At 44.1% G+C, this 23,086-nt stretch carries 25 protein-coding genes; all 25 read right to left on the bottom strand.

The genetic code is table 11. From position 1 onward, the window contains the following. Positions 1 to 3: 3 nt before the first annotated feature. A complete protein-coding gene (gene atpA / locus BMZ58_RS14045) occupies positions 4 to 1,512 on the bottom strand; it encodes a F0F1 ATP synthase subunit alpha (protein WP_075037194.1) in 1,509 nt (502 codons plus the stop codon). A 15-nt stretch (positions 1,513 to 1,527) separates the two neighbouring features. After that, complete coding sequence (locus BMZ58_RS14040; protein WP_075037193.1) at positions 1,528 to 2,076, bottom strand: F0F1 ATP synthase subunit delta; 549 nt, start codon at positions 2,074 to 2,076, stop codon at positions 1,528 to 1,530. Further along, positions 2,073 to 2,594, bottom strand: a complete 522-nt coding sequence (atpF, locus tag BMZ58_RS14035; RefSeq protein WP_075037192.1) for a F0F1 ATP synthase subunit B — start codon at positions 2,592 to 2,594, stop codon at positions 2,073 to 2,075. The genes BMZ58_RS14040 and atpF overlap by 4 nt, the downstream gene beginning before the upstream one ends. A 231-nt stretch (positions 2,595 to 2,825) precedes the next feature. After that, positions 2,826 to 3,038 carry a F0F1 ATP synthase subunit C gene (gene atpE, locus BMZ58_RS14030; RefSeq protein ID WP_014644824.1) on the bottom strand — a complete coding sequence of 71 codons (213 nt, stop codon included), beginning with the start codon at positions 3,036 to 3,038 and terminating at the stop codon, positions 2,826 to 2,828. 50 nt (positions 3,039 to 3,088) lie between these two features. Next, positions 3,089 to 3,811: a F0F1 ATP synthase subunit A gene (gene atpB / locus BMZ58_RS14025; protein ID WP_075037191.1), complete on the bottom strand. Its 723-nt coding sequence runs from the start codon at positions 3,809 to 3,811 to the stop codon at positions 3,089 to 3,091. A gap of 24 nt (positions 3,812 to 3,835) precedes the next feature. Next, entirely contained in the window at positions 3,836 to 4,204 is a 369-nt protein-coding gene (locus BMZ58_RS14020; RefSeq protein ID WP_075037190.1) for an ATP synthase subunit I, read from the bottom strand. 1 nt (position 4,205) lies between these two features. Further along, entirely contained in the window at positions 4,206 to 4,424 is a 219-nt protein-coding gene (locus tag BMZ58_RS14015) for an AtpZ/AtpI family protein (protein WP_075037189.1), read from the bottom strand. A 267-nt stretch (positions 4,425 to 4,691) separates the two neighbouring features. After that, entirely contained in the window at positions 4,692 to 6,854 is a 2,163-nt protein-coding gene (locus BMZ58_RS14010; RefSeq protein WP_075037188.1) for a S8 family serine peptidase, read from the bottom strand. A 678-nt stretch (positions 6,855 to 7,532) separates the two neighbouring features. Continuing rightward, entirely contained in the window at positions 7,533 to 8,681 is a 1,149-nt protein-coding gene (gene wecB / locus BMZ58_RS14005) for a non-hydrolyzing UDP-N-acetylglucosamine 2-epimerase (RefSeq protein WP_075037187.1), read from the bottom strand. Between the two features lie 29 nt (positions 8,682 to 8,710). After that, positions 8,711 to 9,343, bottom strand: a complete 633-nt coding sequence (upp, locus tag BMZ58_RS14000; RefSeq protein WP_075037186.1) for a uracil phosphoribosyltransferase — start codon at positions 9,341 to 9,343, stop codon at positions 8,711 to 8,713. A gap of 659 nt (positions 9,344 to 10,002) precedes the next feature. After that, positions 10,003 to 11,259, bottom strand: a complete 1,257-nt coding sequence (locus BMZ58_RS13995; protein WP_075037185.1) for a serine hydroxymethyltransferase — start codon at positions 11,257 to 11,259, stop codon at positions 10,003 to 10,005. A 23-nt stretch (positions 11,260 to 11,282) separates the two neighbouring features. Further along, positions 11,283 to 11,846 (bottom strand): TIGR01440 family protein, encoded by a 564-nt coding sequence (locus BMZ58_RS13990; RefSeq protein WP_075037316.1) that lies wholly within the window; start codon positions 11,844 to 11,846, stop codon positions 11,283 to 11,285. Between the two features lie 329 nt (positions 11,847 to 12,175). Next, positions 12,176 to 12,616, bottom strand: a complete 441-nt coding sequence (rpiB, locus tag BMZ58_RS13985) for a ribose 5-phosphate isomerase B (protein ID WP_075037184.1) — start codon at positions 12,614 to 12,616, stop codon at positions 12,176 to 12,178. A gap of 302 nt (positions 12,617 to 12,918) precedes the next feature. Beyond that, a complete protein-coding gene (locus BMZ58_RS13980; protein WP_075037183.1) occupies positions 12,919 to 13,527 on the bottom strand; it encodes a low molecular weight protein arginine phosphatase in 609 nt (202 codons plus the stop codon). Positions 13,528 to 13,598: 71 nt separating this feature from the next. Continuing rightward, positions 13,599 to 14,126 carry a manganese efflux pump MntP gene (locus BMZ58_RS13975; RefSeq protein WP_244151600.1) on the bottom strand — a complete coding sequence of 176 codons (528 nt, stop codon included), beginning with the start codon at positions 14,124 to 14,126 and terminating at the stop codon, positions 13,599 to 13,601. A 69-nt stretch (positions 14,127 to 14,195) separates the two neighbouring features. Beyond that, positions 14,196 to 15,236: an L-threonylcarbamoyladenylate synthase gene (locus BMZ58_RS13970; protein WP_139207347.1), complete on the bottom strand. Its 1,041-nt coding sequence runs from the start codon at positions 15,234 to 15,236 to the stop codon at positions 14,196 to 14,198. 222 nt (positions 15,237 to 15,458) lie between these two features. Beyond that, positions 15,459 to 15,770, bottom strand: coding sequence for a hypothetical protein (locus tag BMZ58_RS13965; protein WP_075037181.1), 312 nt, complete (start codon positions 15,768 to 15,770; stop codon positions 15,459 to 15,461). Between the two features lie 55 nt (positions 15,771 to 15,825). Further along, on the bottom strand, positions 15,826 to 16,431 hold the full coding sequence (gene spoIIR, locus BMZ58_RS13960) for a stage II sporulation protein R (RefSeq protein WP_075037180.1): 606 nt from the start codon (positions 16,429 to 16,431) through the stop codon (positions 15,826 to 15,828). Positions 16,432 to 16,514: 83 nt separating this feature from the next. Beyond that, positions 16,515 to 17,378 carry a peptide chain release factor N(5)-glutamine methyltransferase gene (prmC, locus tag BMZ58_RS13955; protein WP_075037179.1) on the bottom strand — a complete coding sequence of 288 codons (864 nt, stop codon included), beginning with the start codon at positions 17,376 to 17,378 and terminating at the stop codon, positions 16,515 to 16,517. Position 17,379: 1 nt separating this feature from the next. Next, positions 17,380 to 18,450 (bottom strand): peptide chain release factor 1, encoded by a 1,071-nt coding sequence (prfA, locus tag BMZ58_RS13950; RefSeq protein WP_075037178.1) that lies wholly within the window; start codon positions 18,448 to 18,450, stop codon positions 17,380 to 17,382. Between the two features lie 168 nt (positions 18,451 to 18,618). After that, entirely contained in the window at positions 18,619 to 19,020 is a 402-nt protein-coding gene (locus BMZ58_RS13945) for a hypothetical protein (RefSeq protein ID WP_075037177.1), read from the bottom strand. Positions 19,021 to 19,467: 447 nt separating this feature from the next. Beyond that, positions 19,468 to 19,635 carry a hypothetical protein gene (locus BMZ58_RS21185; RefSeq protein ID WP_167360087.1) on the bottom strand — a complete coding sequence of 56 codons (168 nt, stop codon included), beginning with the start codon at positions 19,633 to 19,635 and terminating at the stop codon, positions 19,468 to 19,470. 313 nt (positions 19,636 to 19,948) lie between these two features. After that, positions 19,949 to 20,572: a thymidine kinase gene (locus BMZ58_RS13940; protein ID WP_075037314.1), complete on the bottom strand. Its 624-nt coding sequence runs from the start codon at positions 20,570 to 20,572 to the stop codon at positions 19,949 to 19,951. 300 nt (positions 20,573 to 20,872) lie between these two features. Continuing rightward, a complete protein-coding gene (locus tag BMZ58_RS13935) occupies positions 20,873 to 21,118 on the bottom strand; it encodes a type B 50S ribosomal protein L31 (RefSeq protein ID WP_008632303.1) in 246 nt (81 codons plus the stop codon). A gap of 182 nt (positions 21,119 to 21,300) precedes the next feature. Further along, positions 21,301 to 22,587, bottom strand: coding sequence for a transcription termination factor Rho (rho, locus tag BMZ58_RS13930; RefSeq protein WP_075037176.1), 1,287 nt, complete (start codon positions 22,585 to 22,587; stop codon positions 21,301 to 21,303). Positions 22,588 to 23,086 lie beyond the last annotated feature (499 nt).

Below are 23,086 nucleotides of genomic sequence, written 5' to 3'. Positions count from 1 at the left end.
TAATTATTCAGAAACGACAAAAGTCTTCTTGAATTCTTTCACAGCACCACTCATGTCTTCATCTTCACCGAGCTTACCTGTCTCACGGATTTGAGATAGAAGCTCTTTGCGGTTGTTATCCAACCAGTTGTGGAATTCAGACTCGAAACGAGTAACATCTTCAACTGGAATATCATCTAAGAAACCTTTAGTCAGGGCATAAATGATCATAACTTGTTTCTCTACGGCTAGTGGTTGGTGAAGACCTTGTTTCAGTACTTCAACCGTACGAGCACCACGATTCAGCTTCGCCTGTGTAGATTTATCCAAATCAGAACCGAACTGAGCGAATGCTTCTAGTTCACGGTAGGAGGCAAGGTCTAGTCTTAGAGTACCGGCTACTTTCTTCATTGCCTTGATTTGTGCTGATCCTCCAACACGGGATACGGATAAACCAGCGTTAATCGCCGGTCGTACACCAGAGAAGAACAAATCAGATTGCAAGAAGATCTGACCATCTGTAATGGAAATAACGTTTGTCGGGATGTATGCAGAGATATCACCTGCTTGTGTTTCAACGAAAGGTAGTGCAGTCAATGAGCCGCCACCTTTGGCATCACTAAGCTTCGCTGCACGCTCAAGCAAACGAGAGTGTAGGTAGAAAACGTCTCCTGGGAAGGCTTCACGGCCTGGTGGACGACGAAGTAGTAAAGAAAGTTCACGGTAGGCTGCTGCCTGTTTAGACAAGTCATCATAAACTACAAGCACGTGCTTGCCGTTATACATGAAGTCTTCACCCAGTGATACACCTGCGTATGGAGCAAGGTATAGAAGTGGGGCAGGTTGAGAAGCACTCGCCGTTACAACGATCGTGTAATCCAGTGCACCATGGCGACGTAGAGTTTCTACTGTTCCACGTACGGTAGATTCTTTTTGTCCGATCGCTACATAAATACAAATCATATCCTGATCGTGCTGGTTCAAAATCGCATCGATTGCAACAGACGTCTTACCTGTCTGACGGTCACCGATGATCAATTCACGTTGTCCACGTCCGATTGGTACAAGGGCATCGATCGCCTTGATTCCTGTTTGAAGTGGTTCATCTACGGATTTACGGTCCATAACACCTGGGGCAGGAGATTCGATCGGGCGTGTTCTCGTCGTTTCAATCGGTCCACGTCCATCGACTGGTTGTCCGAGCGGGTTCACGACACGTCCCAACATTTCTTCTCCGACAGGCACTTGCATAATCCGTCCTGTACGGCGAACTTCATCGCCTTCTTTAATATCTGTATATGGTCCTAGAATGACAAGACCCACGTTGCTTTCTTCCAAGTTCTGTGCCAATCCCATGACACCGTTAGCGAATTCAACGAGCTCTCCAGCCATGACATTATCAAGACCATGAGCACGGGCAATACCGTCACCAACTTCGATTACGGTTCCCACATCATTGACTTCTATATCTGACTCATAGTTTTCAATTTGCTGTTTAATCAGCGCACTGATTTCTTCAGCTTTGATGCTCATGCCATTTCACCCCTATCATCTATTGTTCGCAGAAACTAACTGCCGCTCTATGCGTCGAAGTTTTCCACTGACAGAACCATCGAATATGCGATTACCTACCCTCAAACGGAGTCCGCCGAGAATCGAAGGGTCTACGATATTCGTGAGGTTCAAGGATTGTTTACCGACCTTAGGTGCGAAGGTTTCTGAAATGCGCTGTTTTTCAGCTTCAGAAAGTTCACGTACGGAGTAAACATCCGCATTTGCAATTCCTTTAGCATCATTGAGCATTTCGATATAATCATCGATCATATCAACAATGATATCTTCCCGGTGTCTTTCCACGATCAGCTTCAAAGTGTTGACGATTTCTACAGAAAAAGACTGGAAAGAATCGCCGACCAACTTTTTTTTCTGTTCGATGGAAAAGCGTGGGTGCTTAAGGAATGTATTTATTTCCTTATTGCTGCGATATACATCACGTAATATTTGCAATTCGGATTCAAACTGTTCTAATTTTGATTTTTCTTTTCCAAGTTGAAAAAGAGCGTCCGCATAGCGTTTTGCAATGATGGATTGGCTCATCGCTCTTCGCCTGCCTCATCAATATATTGGTTGATCAATGCTTCTTGATCTTTTTGAGAAAGTTCTTTTTCGATTACTTTGGATGCAATCATGACTGACATTGTAGCCACTTGATCTTTAAGAGCTTGGACAGCCTTTTCTTTCTCCTGTTCAATTTCTTGACGAGCAGATTCTTTCATACGTTCTGCCTCTGCACGCGCCGATTCCAGAATATCTCTTTCTTGCTGGCCTGCCGTTTTACGAGCATCCTCGATGATATTCTGTGCATCTTGACGAGTTGCTTTCAATTCTTCAGAAGCTTCCCGCTGCATGCGTTGTGCTTCTTCACGGCTTTTTTCTGCCGTGTTAATTTCATTTGCTACGTAATCTTCACGTTCTTTCATCATGTTCATCAATGGTCCCCATGCGAACTTACCTAAAAGAGCAAGTAGACCAAGGAAGAAAACAAGCTGAATGATCATATCACCTATGTTAAGTCCTCCGGCTCCGAGGACTAGACTCTCTGTGAATCCTTGCACAGTTTTCACTCCTCTCCACACCATCTCGTAACAGGTTATTACTTCAAAGATTCCGCATTTTCACTATATAGCGTTACGGCTAGACAAGCGAAAAACCCGGCTTCAGCTGAAAACAGCATCCGTCGAAGTTTTCTTACCATGACTTGCGGGTATAAACTTTTCGTAAGGTATAAAGGAAAGGCGAAGATCGATGGAGTTGAACTTCGCCAAAAGCGTATATGCTCGTCCTAATTATTGACCCATTACGATAAATGCGATAACAACGCCGATGATAGGAATCGCCTCTACTAGGGCAACACCGATGAACATTGTTGTTTGAAGTGCACTGCGCAATTCTGGTTGACGCGCAATCCCTTCTACTGTACGACTTACAATCAGACCGTTACCAATACCAGCACCTAGTGCCGCTAAACCTACTGCAATTGCAGCTGCTAAAAGACCCATAATGAAAATCCTCCTCAATATTTTTAAAAAATTATTTATAATGCTTTATATTAATGGTCTTCGCTCACCTTGTGAGACAAGTAAACCATCGTTAACATAACAAAAATAAATGCCTGGATGAAACCAATGAAAGTACTAAAGCCCATCCATGCTATCATCGGAACTGTTGCTCCAATGAAACCTCCAACGCCTGTCGCTGCAAGACCAACGAGCAGACTCAGCAAAATTTCACCTGCGTAGATGTTCCCGTAAAGACGTAGACCAAGAGTCAACGTATTCGAGAATTCTTCAATGATCTTAAATGGTAATAAGAATGGCAATGGACGTACAAATCCTTTTGCATACTCCTTACCGCCTCTCAACTTCACTCCATAATAGTGGGACAGAACAACAACTAGTGTTGCTAGTGTCAAAGTGATCCCTGGATCGGCTGTCGGTGATTTCCACCAAAGGGTATGTCCAACAACGCCATTGGTAATAACCCCAAGCATGTTCGCTACGAAAATGTAGGCGAATAATGTTAGTCCCAAAGGCAAGAATAACCTACCTGTTCTCCAATCCATATTGGATCCTATGATCCCTTTGATAAAGTCGATCAGCCACTCCATGAAGTTCTGAAAACCTGTCGGATATCGCTGCATGTTCCTTGTCGCCGCTACGCCGAGGATGAATACGATCAATGACGCGACAAACATCATCAATACGTTCGATAAGTTGAAATCCAACCAAGAAATTCCAAACGCATCCTCCCACATCGGTGCTTCGTGATTCAAACTGTTCACCTACCTTCCATCATGCTAAACTGTTGATTTATTGAACAGATAATCTATTAAAATGACAAAATAGGCTGCCATTAAGCCCAAAACTACTGAAATTAAATGGAAATATTCTTCAAACTGAAGGGCAATGACTACGGCTAGTGCGCCAGAAGCCAATCGCGTAAAAGTACCTATCCCTCTTACAGAGCGGTTCTCTGCAGAAGCTTCGCCAAGCTTGCGGATTTTTCTTTGCATGAGCCAGAGGTTGTAAAAGCTCAGTGCACTTCCTAGCAGAAGTCCGAGGAAAATCGGTTCCCAAGGGGTGATGCCCCAACCAAGTACCAATAAAGCCAGAAGGTAGAACATCCATTTGCGTTGACGGGCCATCATTTGTTGATATACTTGCATGTCAATCGTCTCCCGTGTACGTCCGTACTAAATGAATAGTTCCATATGTACCTGCACCTAATCCAAGGAATAATCCTATGATTAAGAATATGGGTTCAGTGGAAAAACGCTCGTCGACCCATTTCCCGAGGAACACGCCTGCGAGTGGACCGCCTGCGAGTTGGGAAACGATACTACTGGTTAAAGCCATAGCTTTGAAAGGGGATTCGTTATGTTTCATAAACCTTTCCTCCATATCAAATCAGCTGGCTGAAAACCTATGTCAACTCCTATGAAAACCTTATCATTCCACACTATGTAAGAATACAATAGGGGTAGTTTGATGTCAATGAGTTTGTGACCAAAAATACAAATGAGCGACATGTTTCGATCACATTTTCGTCACAATTGTGCCACATTTATACAGCCCGCAAATAAAAGGGCGAAGATCCTGTTTATTGATAATAAAATAAGCGTCGCAATTGATGATTTGCGACGCTGTCAACCTCTACTCTATTCCTTCTATATAAACAGGAAATGGATAGCTTGCTTCCCCTGCTTCTGTTTCAACACTTACTATTGCTATATAATTTCCCTCTAACGCTTTCCCTGTCAGGTCTATTTCTCCTTCTATCAACCCTGCTTCTACCTCTTCTCCCTTCCACTCTAGTATGGTTCCGGCACTCAACATTGTTCCAGCGCGGTATAGGTCGACCCTCCCCTTTTCTACTTTTTCGGCTAAATGAAATCTGTATGCCGCATTACGGGCCCCTTGCCAGGATTGTGTTAATTCAAAGCCCGAAACCTTCTGATAATCCGATTGTTCTTTCACATATACGTATGGGATGGAATATTGCTCCTCCCCCGCTTGTAAGGATAGATAACCCTCATGAACTCCATCGTCTAGAAACGCTGTAGAAACACGTAACTCTACAAACATCTCTTTTTCACTTTGGGCCGGTATTTCAAAAGGCATCGGAATCGTCCATGATTCTCCTGTTATCCGCTCAGGTTTCTCCACCGTGATTTTCAAGGGTTCCTTTGAAAGATTTTTGATAGTTAATGGTAGTTCTTTTCTAAACGATCGATCCTCTGTCTTACCAAAACTAAGCGAGCTTTTGTCAATCATTAAAGAGGGAGTGAGGGCCCCGTTCATGTCGACAAAACCCGCTCCTTGTTCTGTAGGCGGAAAAGGCTTTTCTCCATTTTTAACAGGGTCCGCTGTACTCGTGATCGCCTGTTTAATATCAGAAGGTCCCCAATCCGGATGAGCTTCTTTCATTAACGCAGCTATGCCAGCAACGTGAGGAGCAGCCATGCTCGTTCCTTGAAGTGACTCATAACCACCAGGTACTGTGCTGTATATGTCTACACCTGGTGCAAGGACATCAGGTTTTATTTGCCAGTTTGTTGTCACTGGTCCTCTGGAACTGAACGGGGCTACTTGATCACCTAATGAGAGATTTACTGTTTCTACCCATTGGTTTTCTTGAATGGCTTCAGTTTTCAGCCACTCCCCTGCTTTTTTAGATATAGAAGCTACAGGGATCGGCATATTAACCCCGTCCATGCCTCCTTGAAAAGCTCCTTCTTCGTTATTATAGATGAGCACAGCTACTGCGCCCTGCTGGTAGGCTTTTAGTGCCTTATGGCTGAAAGGAATGCCCCCTCTTTCAAAAAGCGCTATTTTCCCCTTTAGATCACCAATCTCCTTTTCCCCGGTTCCGACATATTGGACAGGATATTTTTTATTTAAATCCCACTCCTTTGATCCCGCCATGAGCAGAATCCCTATTCTTTCTTTCACTCCTGCCACTTGTAAAAAAGGAGTATTCATATCCAACGCTGAAGCTCCGACAGTGATTGCATCTGTAGATGTTGCTGGAGAACCGATCGTCCAGGCATCAGGACCAGAGTTACCTGCCGCTACCACAACAGTCGATCCTAGTTCAATGGCTTTGTTTACTGCATGGGTCGTAGGCCAGTCTGGACCGTTCACATCGTTTCCTAAAGATAGGTTGATCACATCCATTCCATCTTTAACCGCTTCTTCGAGCGCAGCAATTACTTGAACAGATGACCCAACTCCCCCCGGCCCTAAAGCACGGTAAGCATAAATATCTGCATCAGGGGCAATTCCTTCCATCTCCCCGTCCGCTGCAATCACCCCTGCAACGTGTGTGCCGTGAGAGGTTGCCCCTTCTTCTTTTGTCTCCATCGGATCGTCGTCAAAATCGACGGTATCATAGCCCCCCTTATAATTTTTCTGTAAATCTGGGTGGTTATAGTCAATCCCTGTATCAATCACTCCCACTTTCACCCCTTCGCCTGTTTGGGGGTGGTGGAAACTTTCTCTTATTTTTTCTGTCGAGAAGGTAGGACCCTCTTCTTTCAAAGCTTCATATTGATGGACAGGGTACTGATTTTTCACTACATCCATCCGTGCGACTTTTTCCAGTTCAGCTGCTGTTCCGCGAATCGCTACGCCATTAAAAATAGTATCGTAACTTGCTACTATTTCAAGGCGAGGTAGTCTTCGTTCCACTTCTGCAATGAAAGTTTCTGATGGTTCTTCTAATTCAACGATGATAGTCACTTCTTCGTCTGGTCCAGGAGCACTGAATCCGGTCATTATTAATGTGGTTATGATGGTGAGAAAAAGATAGCGCATTTGCCTGTGCTCCTTTTTTCCTTATCCTTTGCCACAACCACATATTTATGCGAACGATAACCCAAGATTATATTCAACAAACTGGCAGTATTACGGAAGACTCAGTTTCGAGATAATCGGGATCCGTTGCCGTATGAAGAGTCAGGGGTGGTGGGGAATCTACTCGCTTTCCTGTGGGGGAACCGGCGAAGCTTCCTCGGGCTAGTGCCCTGTGGGATCTCGCCTACTTCCTTCTCCCACGGGAGTCTCGCAGCTTCTCCACCACCCCATTCGAAGTTAATGAGAGACGAATCCCTTTACCAGGAAGGAGCGTCTTCCAGTATCCCTGTCCTATGGGAATATAACGCTCTATAGCAAGGTTTCCATCATAGGGGTACCTTATGCTCATCAGCCCCCTCCCATTAATTCCTGCTTTTTCTTGGAGTGGTTTCGAGAATCGACCTTCGCAAGGTGCAGAGGGGAATGGCGAGACTCCTGCGGGAAAAAAGTGCTTGGTGAGACCCCGCAAGGCTTTAGCCTAAGAAGGCTCACCGCGCTCCCGCGGAAAGCGAGTCATTCCCCGCCGCACCTATCCATCCATAAAAAGTCTCAAAACTAGGGCTTCAAGAATAGGGAGCTTTTGTGGATGGGGAAATATAAAAAAGGACGGGGTCATGTTGACCTCGTCCTGTGAACGTATCATTCAATTTCAAATGGTGCTGGTTTATCCTGGCGGTGATTGAAGAAATAACGAAGAGCTTCTGCTATTCTTGCAGACGCTTGTCCATCTCCATAGGGATTGGATGCTTTCGCCATCGCTTCATGTTTTGTGTCATCAGATAATAACTCGTGAGCTAAATGGAATATATGATCTTCTTCCGTGCCCGCAAGTTTTAATGTACCAGCTTCAATACCCTCTGGGCGTTCCGTTGTATCACGCAGTACGAGAACCAGAACTCCTAGAGATGGTGCCTCTTCCTGTACCCCACCCGAGTCAGTCAAAATGAGATGTGCTCTAGAGGCGAAATTGTGGAAATCTATGACATCAAGTGGTTCGATTAACTTGATTCGGTCATCATTGCCCAGTATCTCATCCGCCGTCTCTTTAACCACTGGGTTCAAATGAACAGGGTAAACCACTTGGATATCTTCGTGCTCCTGAACGAGACGTTTGATGGCACGGAACATTTGTTGCATGTTGTTACCCAAGTTTTCACGACGGTGGGCTGTCATCAACACAAGACGCTTGCCCCCTACTTCCTCGAGTACTTGGGATGTATAGTCATCCGACACTGTTGTTTGCAGCGCATCAATAGCTGTATTACCTGTGACGAAAATATGATCTTCTGATTTATTTTCTGCAAGCAAGTTGTCTCTAGACTTGTTCGTCGGTGCGAAATGAAGGTCCGCCATGACCCCTGTCAATTGACGGTTCATTTCTTCAGGGAACGGAGAATATTTATTCCACGTGCGCAGCCCTGCTTCTACATGCCCGACAGGTATTTGATTATAATAAGCCGCCAATGATGCTGCGAACGTTGTTGTTGTATCCCCATGGACGAGAACGACATCAGGCTTCGTTTCTTTCATCACTTCATCTAAACCTTCTAATGCGCGCGTCGTCACTTGGGCAAGCGATTGACGAGATTTCATGATATCAAGGTCAAAATCGGGTTCGATATCAAAAATGTTCAACACTTGATCAAGCATTTCCCTATGTTGAGCGGTGACAGTGACAATCGGCTCAAACTGTTCCGTCCGTTTCTTCAATTCCAGTACAAGCGGTGCCATTTTAATAGCCTCTGGTCTTGTTCCGAAAATCGTCATTACTTTGATTGGTTCTGGCATATGTGCTCCTCCTTTTCGAGGAAAATCTATTATTTCGTTCCGTACAGGCGGTCTCCTGCATCTCCAAGACCTGGTACAATGTATCCTTTTTCGTTCAGCTTCTCATCAAGAGCAGCCAGATAAATATCTACATCCGGATGTTCTTGTTGTACTGCTTCAACGCCTTCCGGTGCTGCAACAAGGCACATTAATCGAATTTGACGGGCGCCACGTTTCTTCAAGGAGTGGATCGCTTCATTGGCGGAACCGCCTGTCGCGAGCATCGGGTCGATGACAATCAGTTCACGTTCTTCGATATCACTCGGCAGCTTCACATAGTATTCGACAGGTTGCAATGTTTCTGGATCACGATAGAGACCTACGTGTCCAATTTTCGCTGCAGGAATCAACTGGATAATTCCGTCCACCATTCCGAGGCCTGCTCGTAAAATAGGAACAAGTCCGATTTTCTTTCCTGTCAGAACTTTCGCCTTTGCGTCTTGTACGACAGGTGTTTCAATGGATACTTCTTCAAGCGGCAGATCACGCGTAATTTCAAATGCCATAAGTGCTGCTACTTCATCTACCAGTTCACGGAAGTCTTTTGTTCCTGTCTCTTTTTTACGTATATACGTCAACTTATGTTGAATCAAAGGGTGATCCAGTACATAAACGTTTGCCATTGCCATTCACTCCTTCTGAAAATTTACATCCTTTAAATTGTACAGAAAAAGAAACCTCACCGCAACCTTACTTCCCATCCAATCGTTCCACCAAAACTCCCTATTCTTTAAGAATCAGTTTCGAGACTTTAGTGGGAGTTTAGGGCTACAGGAAAAGGTTCTATTTCCGTGGGGCGGGCGCTGAGCCCACAGGAGTCTCACCTTTTCCCTCCGCCCCTTTACTATATAAGTGTCTCGAAACCGCTGCTAGAATAACCATCTTTCTAGCTCAAGAGAAGTGGGAAAATATTAACTTCTAAAGCAGATATTTAGATGCTGAAAGCTTGCTATAGAGGTTTTACACTTATAGGGCAGGGATAAAGGAAGATGCCCCTGCTGGATAAAGGGGTTCGTTTTTCCCCTATACCGAATGGGTTGGTGGGGAAGCTGCGAGACTCCCGTGGGAGAAGGAGATAGGCGAGATCCCACAGGGCGTTAGCCCGAGGAAGCTCGCCAGGTCCCCCACAGGAAAGCGAGTAGCTTCCCCACCAACCCTGACGCTCATCACAGCAACGAACCCTGGTTTATCTCGGAATCGAGTCTTACAGGATTCTGCCACATAATTTAAAAAGTATTATAAAGAGCCACTAGTGGAGTCTAGTGGCTCTTGGGTCCATTCGTTACAGGGCAGAATAATTGAGTGTCTGATACATCGGGAAACGGGAAGTGAGTTCGCGAACGCGCGTTTCTGCTTCTTTCATCTTCGCTTCATCTTCATGATGCTCAAGCGTGAATGCGATCAGATCTGCAATTTCTTCCATTTCTGCTTCCTTGAAACCACGGCTTGTCACTGCTGCAGTTCCGATACGGATACCACTAGTGACGAATGGACTTTCAGGGTCGAATGGAATAGCATTTTTATTTGTTGTAAGTCCGATTTCATCTAAAGCCTTTTCTATTACTTTTCCGGTCAGGCCTTTACTGCGCAAGTCAAGAAGCAACAGGTGATTATCTGTTCCTCCAGAAACGAGGTCCACCCCTTTTTCGGAAAGGGACTTACCAAGATGCTGGGCGTTCGTTATGATCTGACGGGAATATTCTTTGAACTCAGGCTGGAGAGCTTCTTTGAAAGATACAGCTTTTGCTGCAATGATGTGCATCAATGGACCACCCTGCATGCCTGGGAACACATTCTTATCAATTTTCTTAGCGAAAGCTTCTTCACAAAGAATCATGCCACCACGCGGACCGCGCAAAGTCTTATGTGTTGTAGTCGTTACAAAATGGGCATGGGGAACCGGATTCGGATGAAGGCCTGTCGCAACGAGACCAGCAATGTGAGCCATATCTACCATGAGGTATGCTCCGACTTCATCGGCTATTTCACGGAATTTAGCAAAGTCTATTTCACGAGGGTAAGCACTAGCACCAGCAACGATCAGCTTCGGCTGAACTTCTTTCGCTTTTTCCAATACAGCTTCATAGTCAATCGTTTCGTCACTTTCTGTAACTCCGTACTCTTCAAAATTGTAGAGCTTACCACTGAAGTTGACAGGACTTCCATGTGTAAGGTGTCCGCCATGATTCAAGTTCATACCGAGCACTGTATCTCCGTGTTCGAGGACAGTGAAATAGACAGCCATGTTTGCTTGTGCCCCGGAATGTGGTTGAACATTCGCATGGTCCGCGCCGAAAAGTTCTTTCGCACGATCACGAGCTAAGTTTTCGACGACGTCGACGTGTTCGCATCCCCCATAGTAGCGGCGGCCAGGATAACCTTCCGCATATTTATTGGTCAGTACGGAACCCATCGCTTCCATGACGGCCTCTGATACGAAATTCTCTGAAGCTATCAATTCGATATTGTCCTGCTGGCGTTTTTGCTCATCTTGAACGGCTGCAAAAATTTCTGGATCTGCTGATTTAACATGATTCATGGTTTAGTTTCCCCTTTCCATTCCTAATGATCACAAGAACCTTCTTCCGGTTGTGTTACATACATCGCACGTGCGCCACCAATGAGCGGAGGTCGAGTTTTTGCTGCTGTAATATGAGCATGACCTATCGATTTTTGTGGAATTCGAAGCGGCACTGCTACCCTTTTCAAATGCATTCCTATCATAGTATCCCCGATGTCAAGACCACCATGTGCTTCAATACTCTCTACTAAGACAGGATCATGCATATGCTTGTAGGCAAATGAAGCCATGGAGCCACCTGCTTTTGCCACAGGAACAGCAGCAACTTCTACCAAGCGTTGCTGATCGAGGACAGATCGTTCTACCACTAACGACCGGTTCAAGTGTTCACAACATTGGAAGACGAGTTTGACTCCTGCTTGATCCTCCAGCCTCTTCAATTCACTAAAAACGACTTCAGCAATCGCTTCACTACCTGAAGTTCCAATGCGTTCTCCGGCGATTTCACTAGTAGAACAGCCAATAACGAATAGTCCGCCTGTAATAGCCTTTTCCTCTATCAACTGATCAACCACGGAGCGGACATCCTTTTGGATCATCTTCACATCCGTCACTCGTTATCCCCTCCTCCTCGTAGTTGCACAAACGGATGGCAGGCCAAACCTGCCCCCGCCAACTGCTTTTATGAAAACAAAAGTTGAATGCCCTTGCCTCGCCCCCGAAAAGCGTAAGAGACTAGACTAATCGTGACGTTTTTTGCCACCATAAAGTATAGACTTTGAACTTCGAGGACTGGCGTCTGCAGATATCCAACATTTCGCGGAAGACAATGATAAAATTTCATATTTTCAAAAAAAGGAGAAGCTATTCGGCTCCTCCTTCAGTTGTCAGCTTCAGCTTTATTTCAGCCTCTGCTCGTCTATCATTCATTGTATTACTTATTTTCATATTCGGCAATCTTACTTACACGTCTTTCATGTCGACCTGCTTCAAAATCCGTAGATACCCATGTCTTTGCGATTTCTTTTGCCAATCCTGGTCCAATCACACGTTCCCCCATACAAAGGACATTCGAGTCATTGTGCTCTCGTGTCACTTTTGCTGTAAATAGATCGTGGACTAATGCAGCACGGACACCTTTGACTTTGTTGGCAGCTATCGACATACCGATTCCTGTCCCGCAGATGAGGATCGCTTTGTCGAATTCCCCACTCGCAACACGTTCAGCTGCAGGGAACGCATAGTCGGAATAATCGACTGAACCTTCACAATTACAACCGATATCTTCAAACTCTACCTCTAAGTCGTTCAATACTTCGGCCACTTCTTTACGTAAATTCACACCACCATGATCGGAGGCAAGGATCACTTTCATCTACTGACACTCCCGTCTTCGATTCAATTTCTATTTTATCGTGACAGGTTCCCTTTCAGCTGTCAACGCTTTAGATCCTTCATTTTACAATATAAACTACAAACAAAAATGACTCCATTTCGTAGCTTCCTCTCTCCTTATAAAAGATCATGTCCTTCACCTATTATCGATGCGTAAAAACAAGCACAAGCCCCGCGAGTTTTCAAGGGCTTGTGCTTGTTGTTCACGTTATTTCTTTACTGCTATTTATGTAATAAAAGCGATCAAGCGACGAGAAATGGATTTATTGCCGCTATGGTATGTCATTCCTCGCCGCGAAGTTTTTCTGCAAGTCTTTCTATATGTTCCTCAAGCTCATCACGAGTATCTCGATAAATGGAGATATTGCCACCGAATGGGTCGGATATGTTTAAATCAGGCAGCCCCTTTTCCAACTGTTCAATTTCCCTGATATCGGATTCTAATTCTTGAAAAAGCTTTTGCTCAAGTTCCTCATCATTCATTTGACCCTGATACTCATTTAGCAAAGAAGAACGCTTTTCTTCAAAATGGCTATACAAGCTTTTCAGTCTTGTCCATTGAGTTTCATCCAATAGGACATATTCCTTAAGCGTAAAGTACTTATCCTGATAACCTGGGTATTGTAAGGCCAATGTTTGCTTGTGCCGATCGGTCATGGTAAGTACCAGGTCCGCCCAAGCAAGCGTCTCTTCATCAACCGGATTCGTCTTATGATCTAATTGTAAATCAATCTCTTGTAAAACGAGTTCTGAATTTTTAGCCAGAGGTTCTCCTTTTCCTGCAAAAATCCCTGCAGAGCGCACATCCCCCTGATGCAGCTTCGACTTTAATATCGCCTCCGCCATCGGACTTCGGCAAGTATTTCCAGTACATACAAATAATATATTCATAACCAACCTCCTCCTAAACCATAGTCCATTATCTCTATAATATCATAGGATTATGGCAGACAGGAAATATGTCAAAAAATAGCGTTTAATCCTAGTGCACATAAAATACTTCCGCCAAGCAGTTCGCTATAGGTCCCAAGAAGCCCACCAGCTCTACGACCGATGATAAAACCTGTCCAAGTCAGTGCCATACTGAACAATCCGAAAGAGAACACAGAAATAAGGACTTCCGCTTCCCTTAACCCTAAGCTGAAGCCTACAGGGAAGCTATCGATACTTACACTCAAAGCAAACAGCCATATACCGATCCCTGTCATCCTATAGGAGACGGAATGTTTGTCTGTAAAAGAAGCGAACACAGCATACGCCCCCAGTCCGAACAGCATCACACCACCTGCTAAAGTGGCCCACTCGCTCGCACTGTCAGACAGCCAATTCCCAAGGAGAATCCCGAGTCCCGGCATTAAAATATGGAAGGCACCGATTATTATTCCAGCAAAAAAAGCATGCCTCAATCTTATCGCTTGCAAACCCATTCCTAATGAAACAGAGAAAGCGTCTAAACCTAAAGCTATCGATAACAATATTAACGAAGTCACTTGCTCCAACGGAAAATCCCCCTCCTCGGACATGCTGTATCATCGTATGCATGGGAAGGGGAAACTATGTTAGTATGTCTGGATCTTTTTTACAGCTGCTTTGTTCAAACGGTTCATGATTGCCGCACCTACCCCTGTCTCAGGGAATGATTCACACAATATGACGTCGATATCCGCTTTTTTGTATTCACGGAGAGCTCCATAAAGACGCTCTGCCACTTGACTAAGATGATTCCGTGAGCCACAGCGAATCAAAAATTCATAATCGAGTTTTTCAGCTAATTGATCACTTGCAATAACGCCGACCCTCTTCCCGTCTTCTATCAGGTGATTCAGTTGACGTTGAAAAAACTCATCTTCCCCATCGATCAGCCATAAAGGAGCTTCCGGTGCATAGTGAGTATATTTCATCCCGGGCGATTTTGGTTGATGCTGTTCATCTGCAAGTGCTGGGTCAACCATTACTTGAGGAAGAATCTCTTCTAAGTCCTCTTTCGTTATCCCACCAGGCCGTAATATAACTGGTATTTCTGTCGTACAATCAAGGACGGTCGACTCCAAACCTACCCCCGTCGGTCCTCCATCAAGAATGCCGGCGATTCTTCCATTCAAATCCTGATAGACATGTTGAGCGGTAGTCGGACTCGGCTTTCCTGAACGATTTGCACTAGGCGCAGCTAGCGGTTTACCTGTGGCACGAAGCAAGGCTAGTGCCAGCGGGTGGTCAGGCATTCGGATTCCGATTGTGGATAACCCGGCAGTCACATTACTTGCGGCTACACCGTTACTTTTGAGGACTAGTGTGAGGGCGCCTGGCCAAAACTCGTCCATTAACTTTTTCGCAACAGGCGGAATCTCTGAAACTAGCTCTTTCACTTGATCTTCGTTTGCTACATGAACAATAAGCGGATTATCAGAAGGACGTCCCTTTGCTTCAAAAATATGCTGGACAGCTGACTCATCCGTCGCATCCGCCCCTAAACCATAAACGGTCTCTGTAGGAAAAGCGACGACTTTTTGATGACTCAACAAACGAGCTGCCTCGATAATAGAAGAATGTGATTCGGTAGGGTTATTCAGTTTTTTCCACATCAACGTTTCCTTGCTCATCGTAGTTGCTCCTTTTTTCCAGATAAATGTCGATTACTATTATGAGTAATTCTACAAAATATCGCAAATTTAGACACTATTCACAGGATGTCCTCAAGTTATCCACATTTTTACCCACATATCCAAAGTTTCCGTTAGTTTTTTATCCACTTAAAAAATTTAATTCACAGGTTATTCACATTAAATTCTTTTATTGTGAATAACCAGCATACTTATGCACAGTTATTTGTGGTTAACTTCATATATCCACAATCTTTTTTCGACATCTTTTTTCTTGAACTGTTGATATTGTAAAAGAAAGTCGAGCGCATCTGAATGGCTCTCCACCAAAAGCTCTTTGTGCCCGGCGGCTTCTACATGAGATAGGATGACTTCAAAAACCTCTAAAATCCTCCCTGGTGAAATGTGGTCTTTGACTTGCAATTGTTCTAATTTAACGACTCCGTTGGATAAGCCAATGAGTTTGAAGGTACCGACTGGTCCGTTCTCTTTTTTTAATTGAAACAACTCGTCCTCTACTTGTTCGATATACATAATAGAATCCACACCCCTTTGATGTTACTCTATGAAAAAGGGTGTGGATGATATGCTAGGAAAAGATACTTTCCCATATTTTCACGACAAAGAATTCAACCTCTTTATCTTCTTCTTTTTCTTCTTCTACTGTTTCATCTTCCGGAAGTTCTTCCGCTTCCGCCACACTTGTACCGTTGGAGAAATCAAGGAAGCATAGGGGCGGGAACAATACACACCACCAATTATCCCCTTTCCCCTCTCCTAAAGTGATCAAAATCGCTTCATACTCACCAGCCGGATAAATAAATGAACCATACAATTTTGTCGGAAATTGTACATTCGAATCATAATCCACTCGATACTTTTGTGTTAATCCTTCATTTTCAAGGGTCTGACCGACGATTGCTTCCAATTCAGGCAATCGGCTTTGAATCAACTCCCTTGCCGCTTCAACGGAAGTTAATTCTTCCACCCATTCTGTAATTTCAGCATTCACTTCATCCCTTACTTTGCGCTTCACTTTCTGGTCAGCTTCATCATTACTGTCTGCTAATATCCGAAGACGAATAGCTTCATCTGGGATTACTTGAAATTCCGGTTGTGCTTTCGATTGTTGCCCCCACGGGAGAACCGCAATAATAATGGATAAAGATAATAATAAAAGCCAACTGTTTTTCATTTATGATTCCTCCCTGTCCCTCTACTAGTCGCTAGTATGGACAGGGAATCTCAACTTTAAACAATCAATCTAGTAATCTTCTTTCAGGAATTCAAGTAAGCAAAAACCATGCGGTCTTTTTGGTTGATGTCTTTCCGAATCTCACATTCGTAACCAGACAGATACTCTTGAATGATCCTGGTCACTGCCAATCCCTGCTGATACCCTATTTCAAAAGCGATACATTTCGGCTGCTGCTTCATTTTTGATAGTTGTTGAACAATCACCTTATAAGCAGCCAAACCCTCTTCTTCAGCGAATAGAGCCATGTTCGGGTCAAAGTTCAGAACCGTATCATTCATCATTTCCTTTTCCGAGTATGCGATGTAGGGGGGATTGGACACGACAATATCTATTGACTCATCAAGGAGTGGTTCTAAGAAGTCCCCTTGAACGAACTCAACATCTGTGTTGTGCTCTTTTGCATTTTTCCCAGCTACATGTAAGGCTGCTTCGGAAAGATCCACTGCAGTGACATTACTTTCAGGGAGTTCAGCCTTCAGGGTTATGGCGATTACACCACTGCCTGTTCCAAGGTCTACTATATTCGGCTTTTTCAACTTTGTTGTGCGCACATATTCCAGGACTCCCAGCACCAGCTCTTCGGTTTCCGGCCTCGGGATTAAGACATGTTTGTCTACTTGAAATTCCCGACCATAAAAGTGACCATACCCCAGGAGGTGCTGGACAGGGATCCCTGTCTCCGCATGATTCTTTATAGCTTTGATGAAAGGTTCTCTTATCTCATCAGGAAGAGACTCTTCATCAAAAGCAAGAATTCGGGACGGAGTCCAGTCGAGAAAATGTTCGAGCAGCAAATCTGCCACACGCACTTCCCTGTTGTGCTCTTGTAAAAAAAGAGAAGCCCAGCGGCGGGCTTCCCGAATCGACGTAAAAGTAGGTTGCATACTATTCACCAATCTGCTCTAATTTCTTCGTTTGCTCTTCGATCAATAAAGCGTCGATAATTTCACCCAGGTTCCCTTGCAAAATCTGATCAAGTTTTTGCAGCGTTAAACCGATGCGGTGATCGGTGACACGCGTTTGCGGGAAGTTATACGTACGGATACGTTCCGAACGATCTCCCGTACCGACGGCAGATTTACGGCTTTCATCGATCTCCGCCCGCGCTTCCTGCTGGAACTTGTCATAAATGCGAGCCCGAAGTACTTTCATCGCTTTCTCTTTGTTTTTAATCTGTGACTTTTCATCCTGACATGAAACGACTATTCCCGTCGGTTCGTGAGTCAAACGGACGGCAGACATCGTCGTGTTGACACTCTGACCACCTGGTCCACTGGAGGCAAAAGTATCTACTCGAATATCTTTGTCATGAACTTCTACTTCCACTTCTTCCGCTTCCGGCATGACAACAACAGTAGCTGTCGACGTGTGGATACGACCGCCAGATTCTGTCTCTGGCACACGTTGGACGCGATGCGCACCATTTTCAAATTTCATTTTGGAATAGGCCATATCCCCAGTCACCATGAAAATAATTTCTTTGTAGCCACCGACATCATTGGCATTCGCTTCAATAACCTCGGTCTTCCACCCTTGAGCCTCCGCGTATCGGGCGTACATACGGTAAAGATCACCAGCAAATAATGCCGCTTCGTCTCCTCCAGCAGCACCGCGGACTTCCATGATGACGTTTTTATCATCGTTCGGGTCTTTAGGAAGCATAAGGACTTTCAGACGCTCTTCCAGGTCTTGTTTACGTGTGGACAACTCACTGATTTCTTCTTTAACCATTTCGGTCATTTCCGCGTCAAGCTTATCATCAAGCATCGCTTTAGCATCATCCAGCTGCTCAGTGACTTCTTTATACTCACGATAAGCCGTCACTGTTTCCTGCAACCCGGATTGCTCTTTCGAATACTCACGCAGTTTATTAGTGTCAGAAATAACTTCCGGATCACTTAGTAATTCATTCAGTTTTTCATAACGATCTTCAAGTGTTTGTAAACGTTCGATCAATGGTATGCACCTCTTTCTCCATAACATTCTAATTATATTATAGAGCGGTCACCGTTACAACCGCGCACCATCTTGTCATAGGAGAAAAACCACAAAACCTGGTGGAAGGGAGCAATTTTCATGTTAAAAAGCTGACACCACCCGAATCGGGAGATGTCAGTAAAAGAATTATTTTATTTTCACATGAATATCATAACGGGGGACAGCCTGATAGATCGCTTCTTGAATTTGAGATTCCCAATCAGCTTTCTCTTCTTTAGACATATCCTTTTCCCCTTCAAGATCCACGGTCACCCACACCTGGTTCGCTTCTAAAATGACACGCTTCACTTGGACGCCTGGAAGTTCCTGTGCTGCATCTTTGATCATTTGCCGGTCTTGCTTCAAACCCCACGTATCTCCGACTTTGTTCACCGAACGCGGGTTTTCTTGCCCTCTTGTCACCTCATTGTTATAACCCATGTTCTCCACGTCATCCCGGCTCGTCATCCCTTGATACTTCTCCCCCTGCATCCCACAAGCGGTTAAAAGCATTATAGTCAGCACCATAAATATAGTCCATCTATTCATCGTTCTCACACCTCATCTCTTTTTACCGTTATTGTCTCCGCAGATAAAAAGTTTATGTAAGAACCTCTCCTTCCCCAAAAGACTCCACATCGGCACTAGGTGAATCGGTTCTGGAGCCACTCGCTTTCCGCGAGGTGTCACCGTTTTCAAATCAGGAGTGTGTCTTGCAACTTCCCATCACCCATTTCTTTAAGAAGGAATTCGAAACGCCCATACATATAGAGGTCATTGGTTGGATACCTTTACAAAGTGAATAGCATGTTGATTGATTTTCAAGTGTAAAATAAGGTGAATGGACGGTTGGAAACGATGAGACTCCAGTGGGAATAGCATGCATAGCGAGACCCCACAGGACAGGTTGCCAACCTTCCCCTTCTCTTGCCACGGAGAATTCATAAAAAAAGTCTAAGGCTGCCTTCAGGAGGCAGCCTTAGACTTTTAGAAGTGTTACGCGACGATTTCTAGTTTATATTTACCGGGAATAACTTTTTCTTTTCTGATCTTTTCTAAATAATCTTCCGCTTCACGATAAGTTCGGAACGTCAATTCCACGTTCTTCTTCATGAATTGAATAACGATTCGGGGTCCCTCTTTGCCGACAATACGATATAACATACATTCCCCTTTCTAGCTAAAAGCTGACAAAAGGTTAAGATCGGAGTTAGAGTTTTTTCCACTTCTCTAATCTTCTTGACTCGATTGTCCGGACAAATTGCATCCTTCCATTTTGCGAAGTATATAACCCCCTACATCTTCATTGTAGTAGAAAACAGGAAAAGATAAAACCCCCTAACCATCATCTTCCAGTCGTTTTCTGATATTTCTTGAATTTCCATAAAAGTAGCAAAGGTTCTCTCGGGAGAATAAAGAAGACAACTAAAGACATAAATCAAAAAAGACAGCCGTTCTCACAGCTGCCTTCCCTCATCTATTTAGTGTTTTCTGCGTATACAGCTTTCACTTCTTCTTGCCTGGGTTTATTGGGCACCTCATGATGATGGCGACACCGTGGTTCGTATGATTCGGATGCACCAACAAGGATTATAGGATCATCATAGGAAGCAGGAGCGCCATCGATCAAGCGTTGAGTACGGCTTGCCGGTGATCCACAAACCGGACAGATAGCATTCAATTTTGTTACACTTTCGCTCAATGCCATCATATCAGGCATTTTCCCGAATGGCTCTCCTCTAAAGTCTGTATCAAGTCCAGCGACTATGACGCGTATGCCTCGATCCGCCAAACACTCCACTACTTCTACTATATGTTCATCAAAAAATTGAATTTCATCAATTCCTACGACATCGACTTCATCGGAAACATGTTGAAGGATGTCCAAAGAGCTTTTGACCGGTCTGGCCATCACCGAAGTGCCATTATGAGAAACGACGGCATCCTCTTTGTAGCGGTCATCTATCGCAGGTTTATATACACGGACAGTCAAGTTTCCGAAAGTCGCCCTTCTCACACGACGAATCAATTCTTCTGATTTGCCACTGAACATACTTCCGCAAATGAGCTCCACCCATCCACTTTGTTTCATTACATACACGTCCACTGTCGCTCCCTTCTCACTCGGTCAAACTCCAAACGTGCAGGACAATCCTGCAACCTCTTGTCTGTATTTAACAAAAAAAAGCTACCTTGATCAGCTCCCGATGCACCGGTAGCCAGACTCACCAAGGACAGCTCCCCTTATTTATCATTAAATTCTTATGGTGTATAAGAGCTGTATGCATCGCACTACTAATACACCCCTATTTTTTGACAAAAAAACAGGCAAACCTCTGAGACAATTTGCCTGTTTTTGTTCAAAATGATGAAATCTCCTTCACATGAAGAAGGATCATTATTATGAAAGGTTATATTTCTTCTTGAATCGATCCACACGGCCGCCAGCTTTATCAGCTTTTTGCTTACCTGTGTAGAACGGGTGAGACGCAGAACTAATCTCTACGCGGATCAATGGATAAGTGTTTCCATCTTCCCACTCGATTGTCTCTTCAGAAGTCTTAGTAGACCCTGTTAGAAACTTGAAATTAGAACTTGTGTCTAGGAATACAACTTTACGGTATTCTGGATGAATTCCTGCTTTCATGTTCTTCCACTCCTTTTTGCCCTGAATCCTTTAGAAACAGAGTTATTGTAAGAGCCGTCGAAGGTTCGTGATAACACCTTGTACTGAAACTCACATAGAATGATTATAACAGGGGCAAACCCTTGATGCAACATCCAGTTTATAGTTACTGCTTTTTCCGATGCATCTACGAACTGACCTTTTTAACGGCGGGCCGGGGTTGCTTTCCCCTTCATATCTTTATCCATTAAATCAAAAAATTCTTCATTGTTTTTCGATGCTCTCAAGCGACGCAAGAATCGATCCGTAAAATCTTGTGAGTCGGACATGGATTTGCGTATCGCCCAAATTTTATCAAGATGTGCTTGAGGCAACAATAATTCTTCCTTACGCGTTCCGGAACGAAGAATATCAATTGCCGGGAAGATTCGACGTTCTGCAAGGCTCCGATCCAAGTGAAGTTCCATGTTCCCGGTTCCTTTGAACTCTTCATAAATGACATCGTCCATACGAGAGCCTGTATCCACTAATGCTGTAGCAAGAATGGTCAGGCTGCCACCTTCTTCTATATTACGAGCTGCACCGAAGAATCGCTTCGGACGGTGGAAGGCTGCAGGGTCGATACCACCAGATAATGTTCTTCCACTTGGTGGAATGACAAGGTTATAAGCACGCGCAAGACGAGTGATACTATCCATTAATACGATGACATCACGCTTATGCTCGACAAGACGCATCGCTCTTTCGAGGACAAGTTCAGAAACTTTAATATGGTTTTCAGGCACTTCATCGAAAGTTGAACTTACTACATCGACATCCGCAGCTACGGATCGCTCTATATCAGTAACTTCTTCCGGACGCTCGTCCACTAAGAGAATAATAAGCTTCGCATCTGGATGGTTTGCCGATATACTGTTCGCCATCTGTTTAAGTAACATGGTTTTACCAGCTTTCGGTGGAGCTACAAGCAATCCACGCTGACCATAACCGACAGGTGCCATTAAATCCATGATTCTTGTAGATAATTTCTTCGTTTCTGTTTCCAATTTCATTTGGCGATCAGGATAGAGAGGAGTCAGCGCCGGAAAGTGAACCCTTTCTTTTGCAGAGTCTGGATCTTCTCCGTTCACCGCATCCACATGTAAAAGGCCATAATAACGTTCATTCTCTTTAGGAGGGCGTACTTTACCAGATACTTTGTCCCCGTTTCTCAAATCGAAGCGGCGAATTTGAGAAGCAGAAATATAAATATCCTCTGCGCTTGGAGAGTAATTAATCGGTCTTAAAAAACCGAAACCTTCAGACGGGATGATCTCAAGAATTCCATCCATGAATAAAAATCCGTCTTTTTCTGCCTGTGCTTTCAGTATAGCGAAAATCAATTCCCGCTTTGTCAATTTTGCATAATAGGAAACTTTATACTGTCTGGCTTTCGCATAAAGCCCTTTCAATGTCATTGTTTCTAAATTGGAGATAGTTAAATCTGCCACAAAATCACCACTTTTTAAGTTTTCTTTATTTTGGCTTCGCCCCGTTCACTCTTACCTCAAACTTGTTATGTTAAACCGTTATTTAAGCAAACGAATCCTATTAAGGCTTGAGGATCCCATTACGAGAAAATCATACATAACCAAATCATTAATTAATTGAAATAAAAAGACTTCTCTTAAATGAATTTATTAATAGAAGAAGTAGGAGAAGTTACGTGAAGTACTTACATAGAAGCATAGGAGACATGGCGTCGTTATGTTCTACCTTTATCAAACAACCTTTATTGTACTCCTGTCCATGAACAGTTTCAATGCTAATTTGAGAAATCGTTTGAGAGGGTGGTTTTTGTAGAATAGGAGGAAGTTACGAGTCTGCAACTTCCTCCTTCGTGTTGAAGAAATTTTCTGTCTTCTTTTTACATCCTTTACGATTAAGCTTTAATCACTAATCCGGCTTTATCTTATGATTGTGGTCTTCATCAATAAAACAGGAACGGTC

Source organism: Halobacillus dabanensis, from assembly GCF_900114165.1.
Classification (GTDB): Bacteria; Bacillota; Bacilli; order Bacillales; family Halobacillaceae; genus Halobacillus; species Halobacillus dabanensis.
Note: the sequence above shows the minus strand (reverse complement) of the source record. Positions and strands in the feature narration are given on the sequence as shown.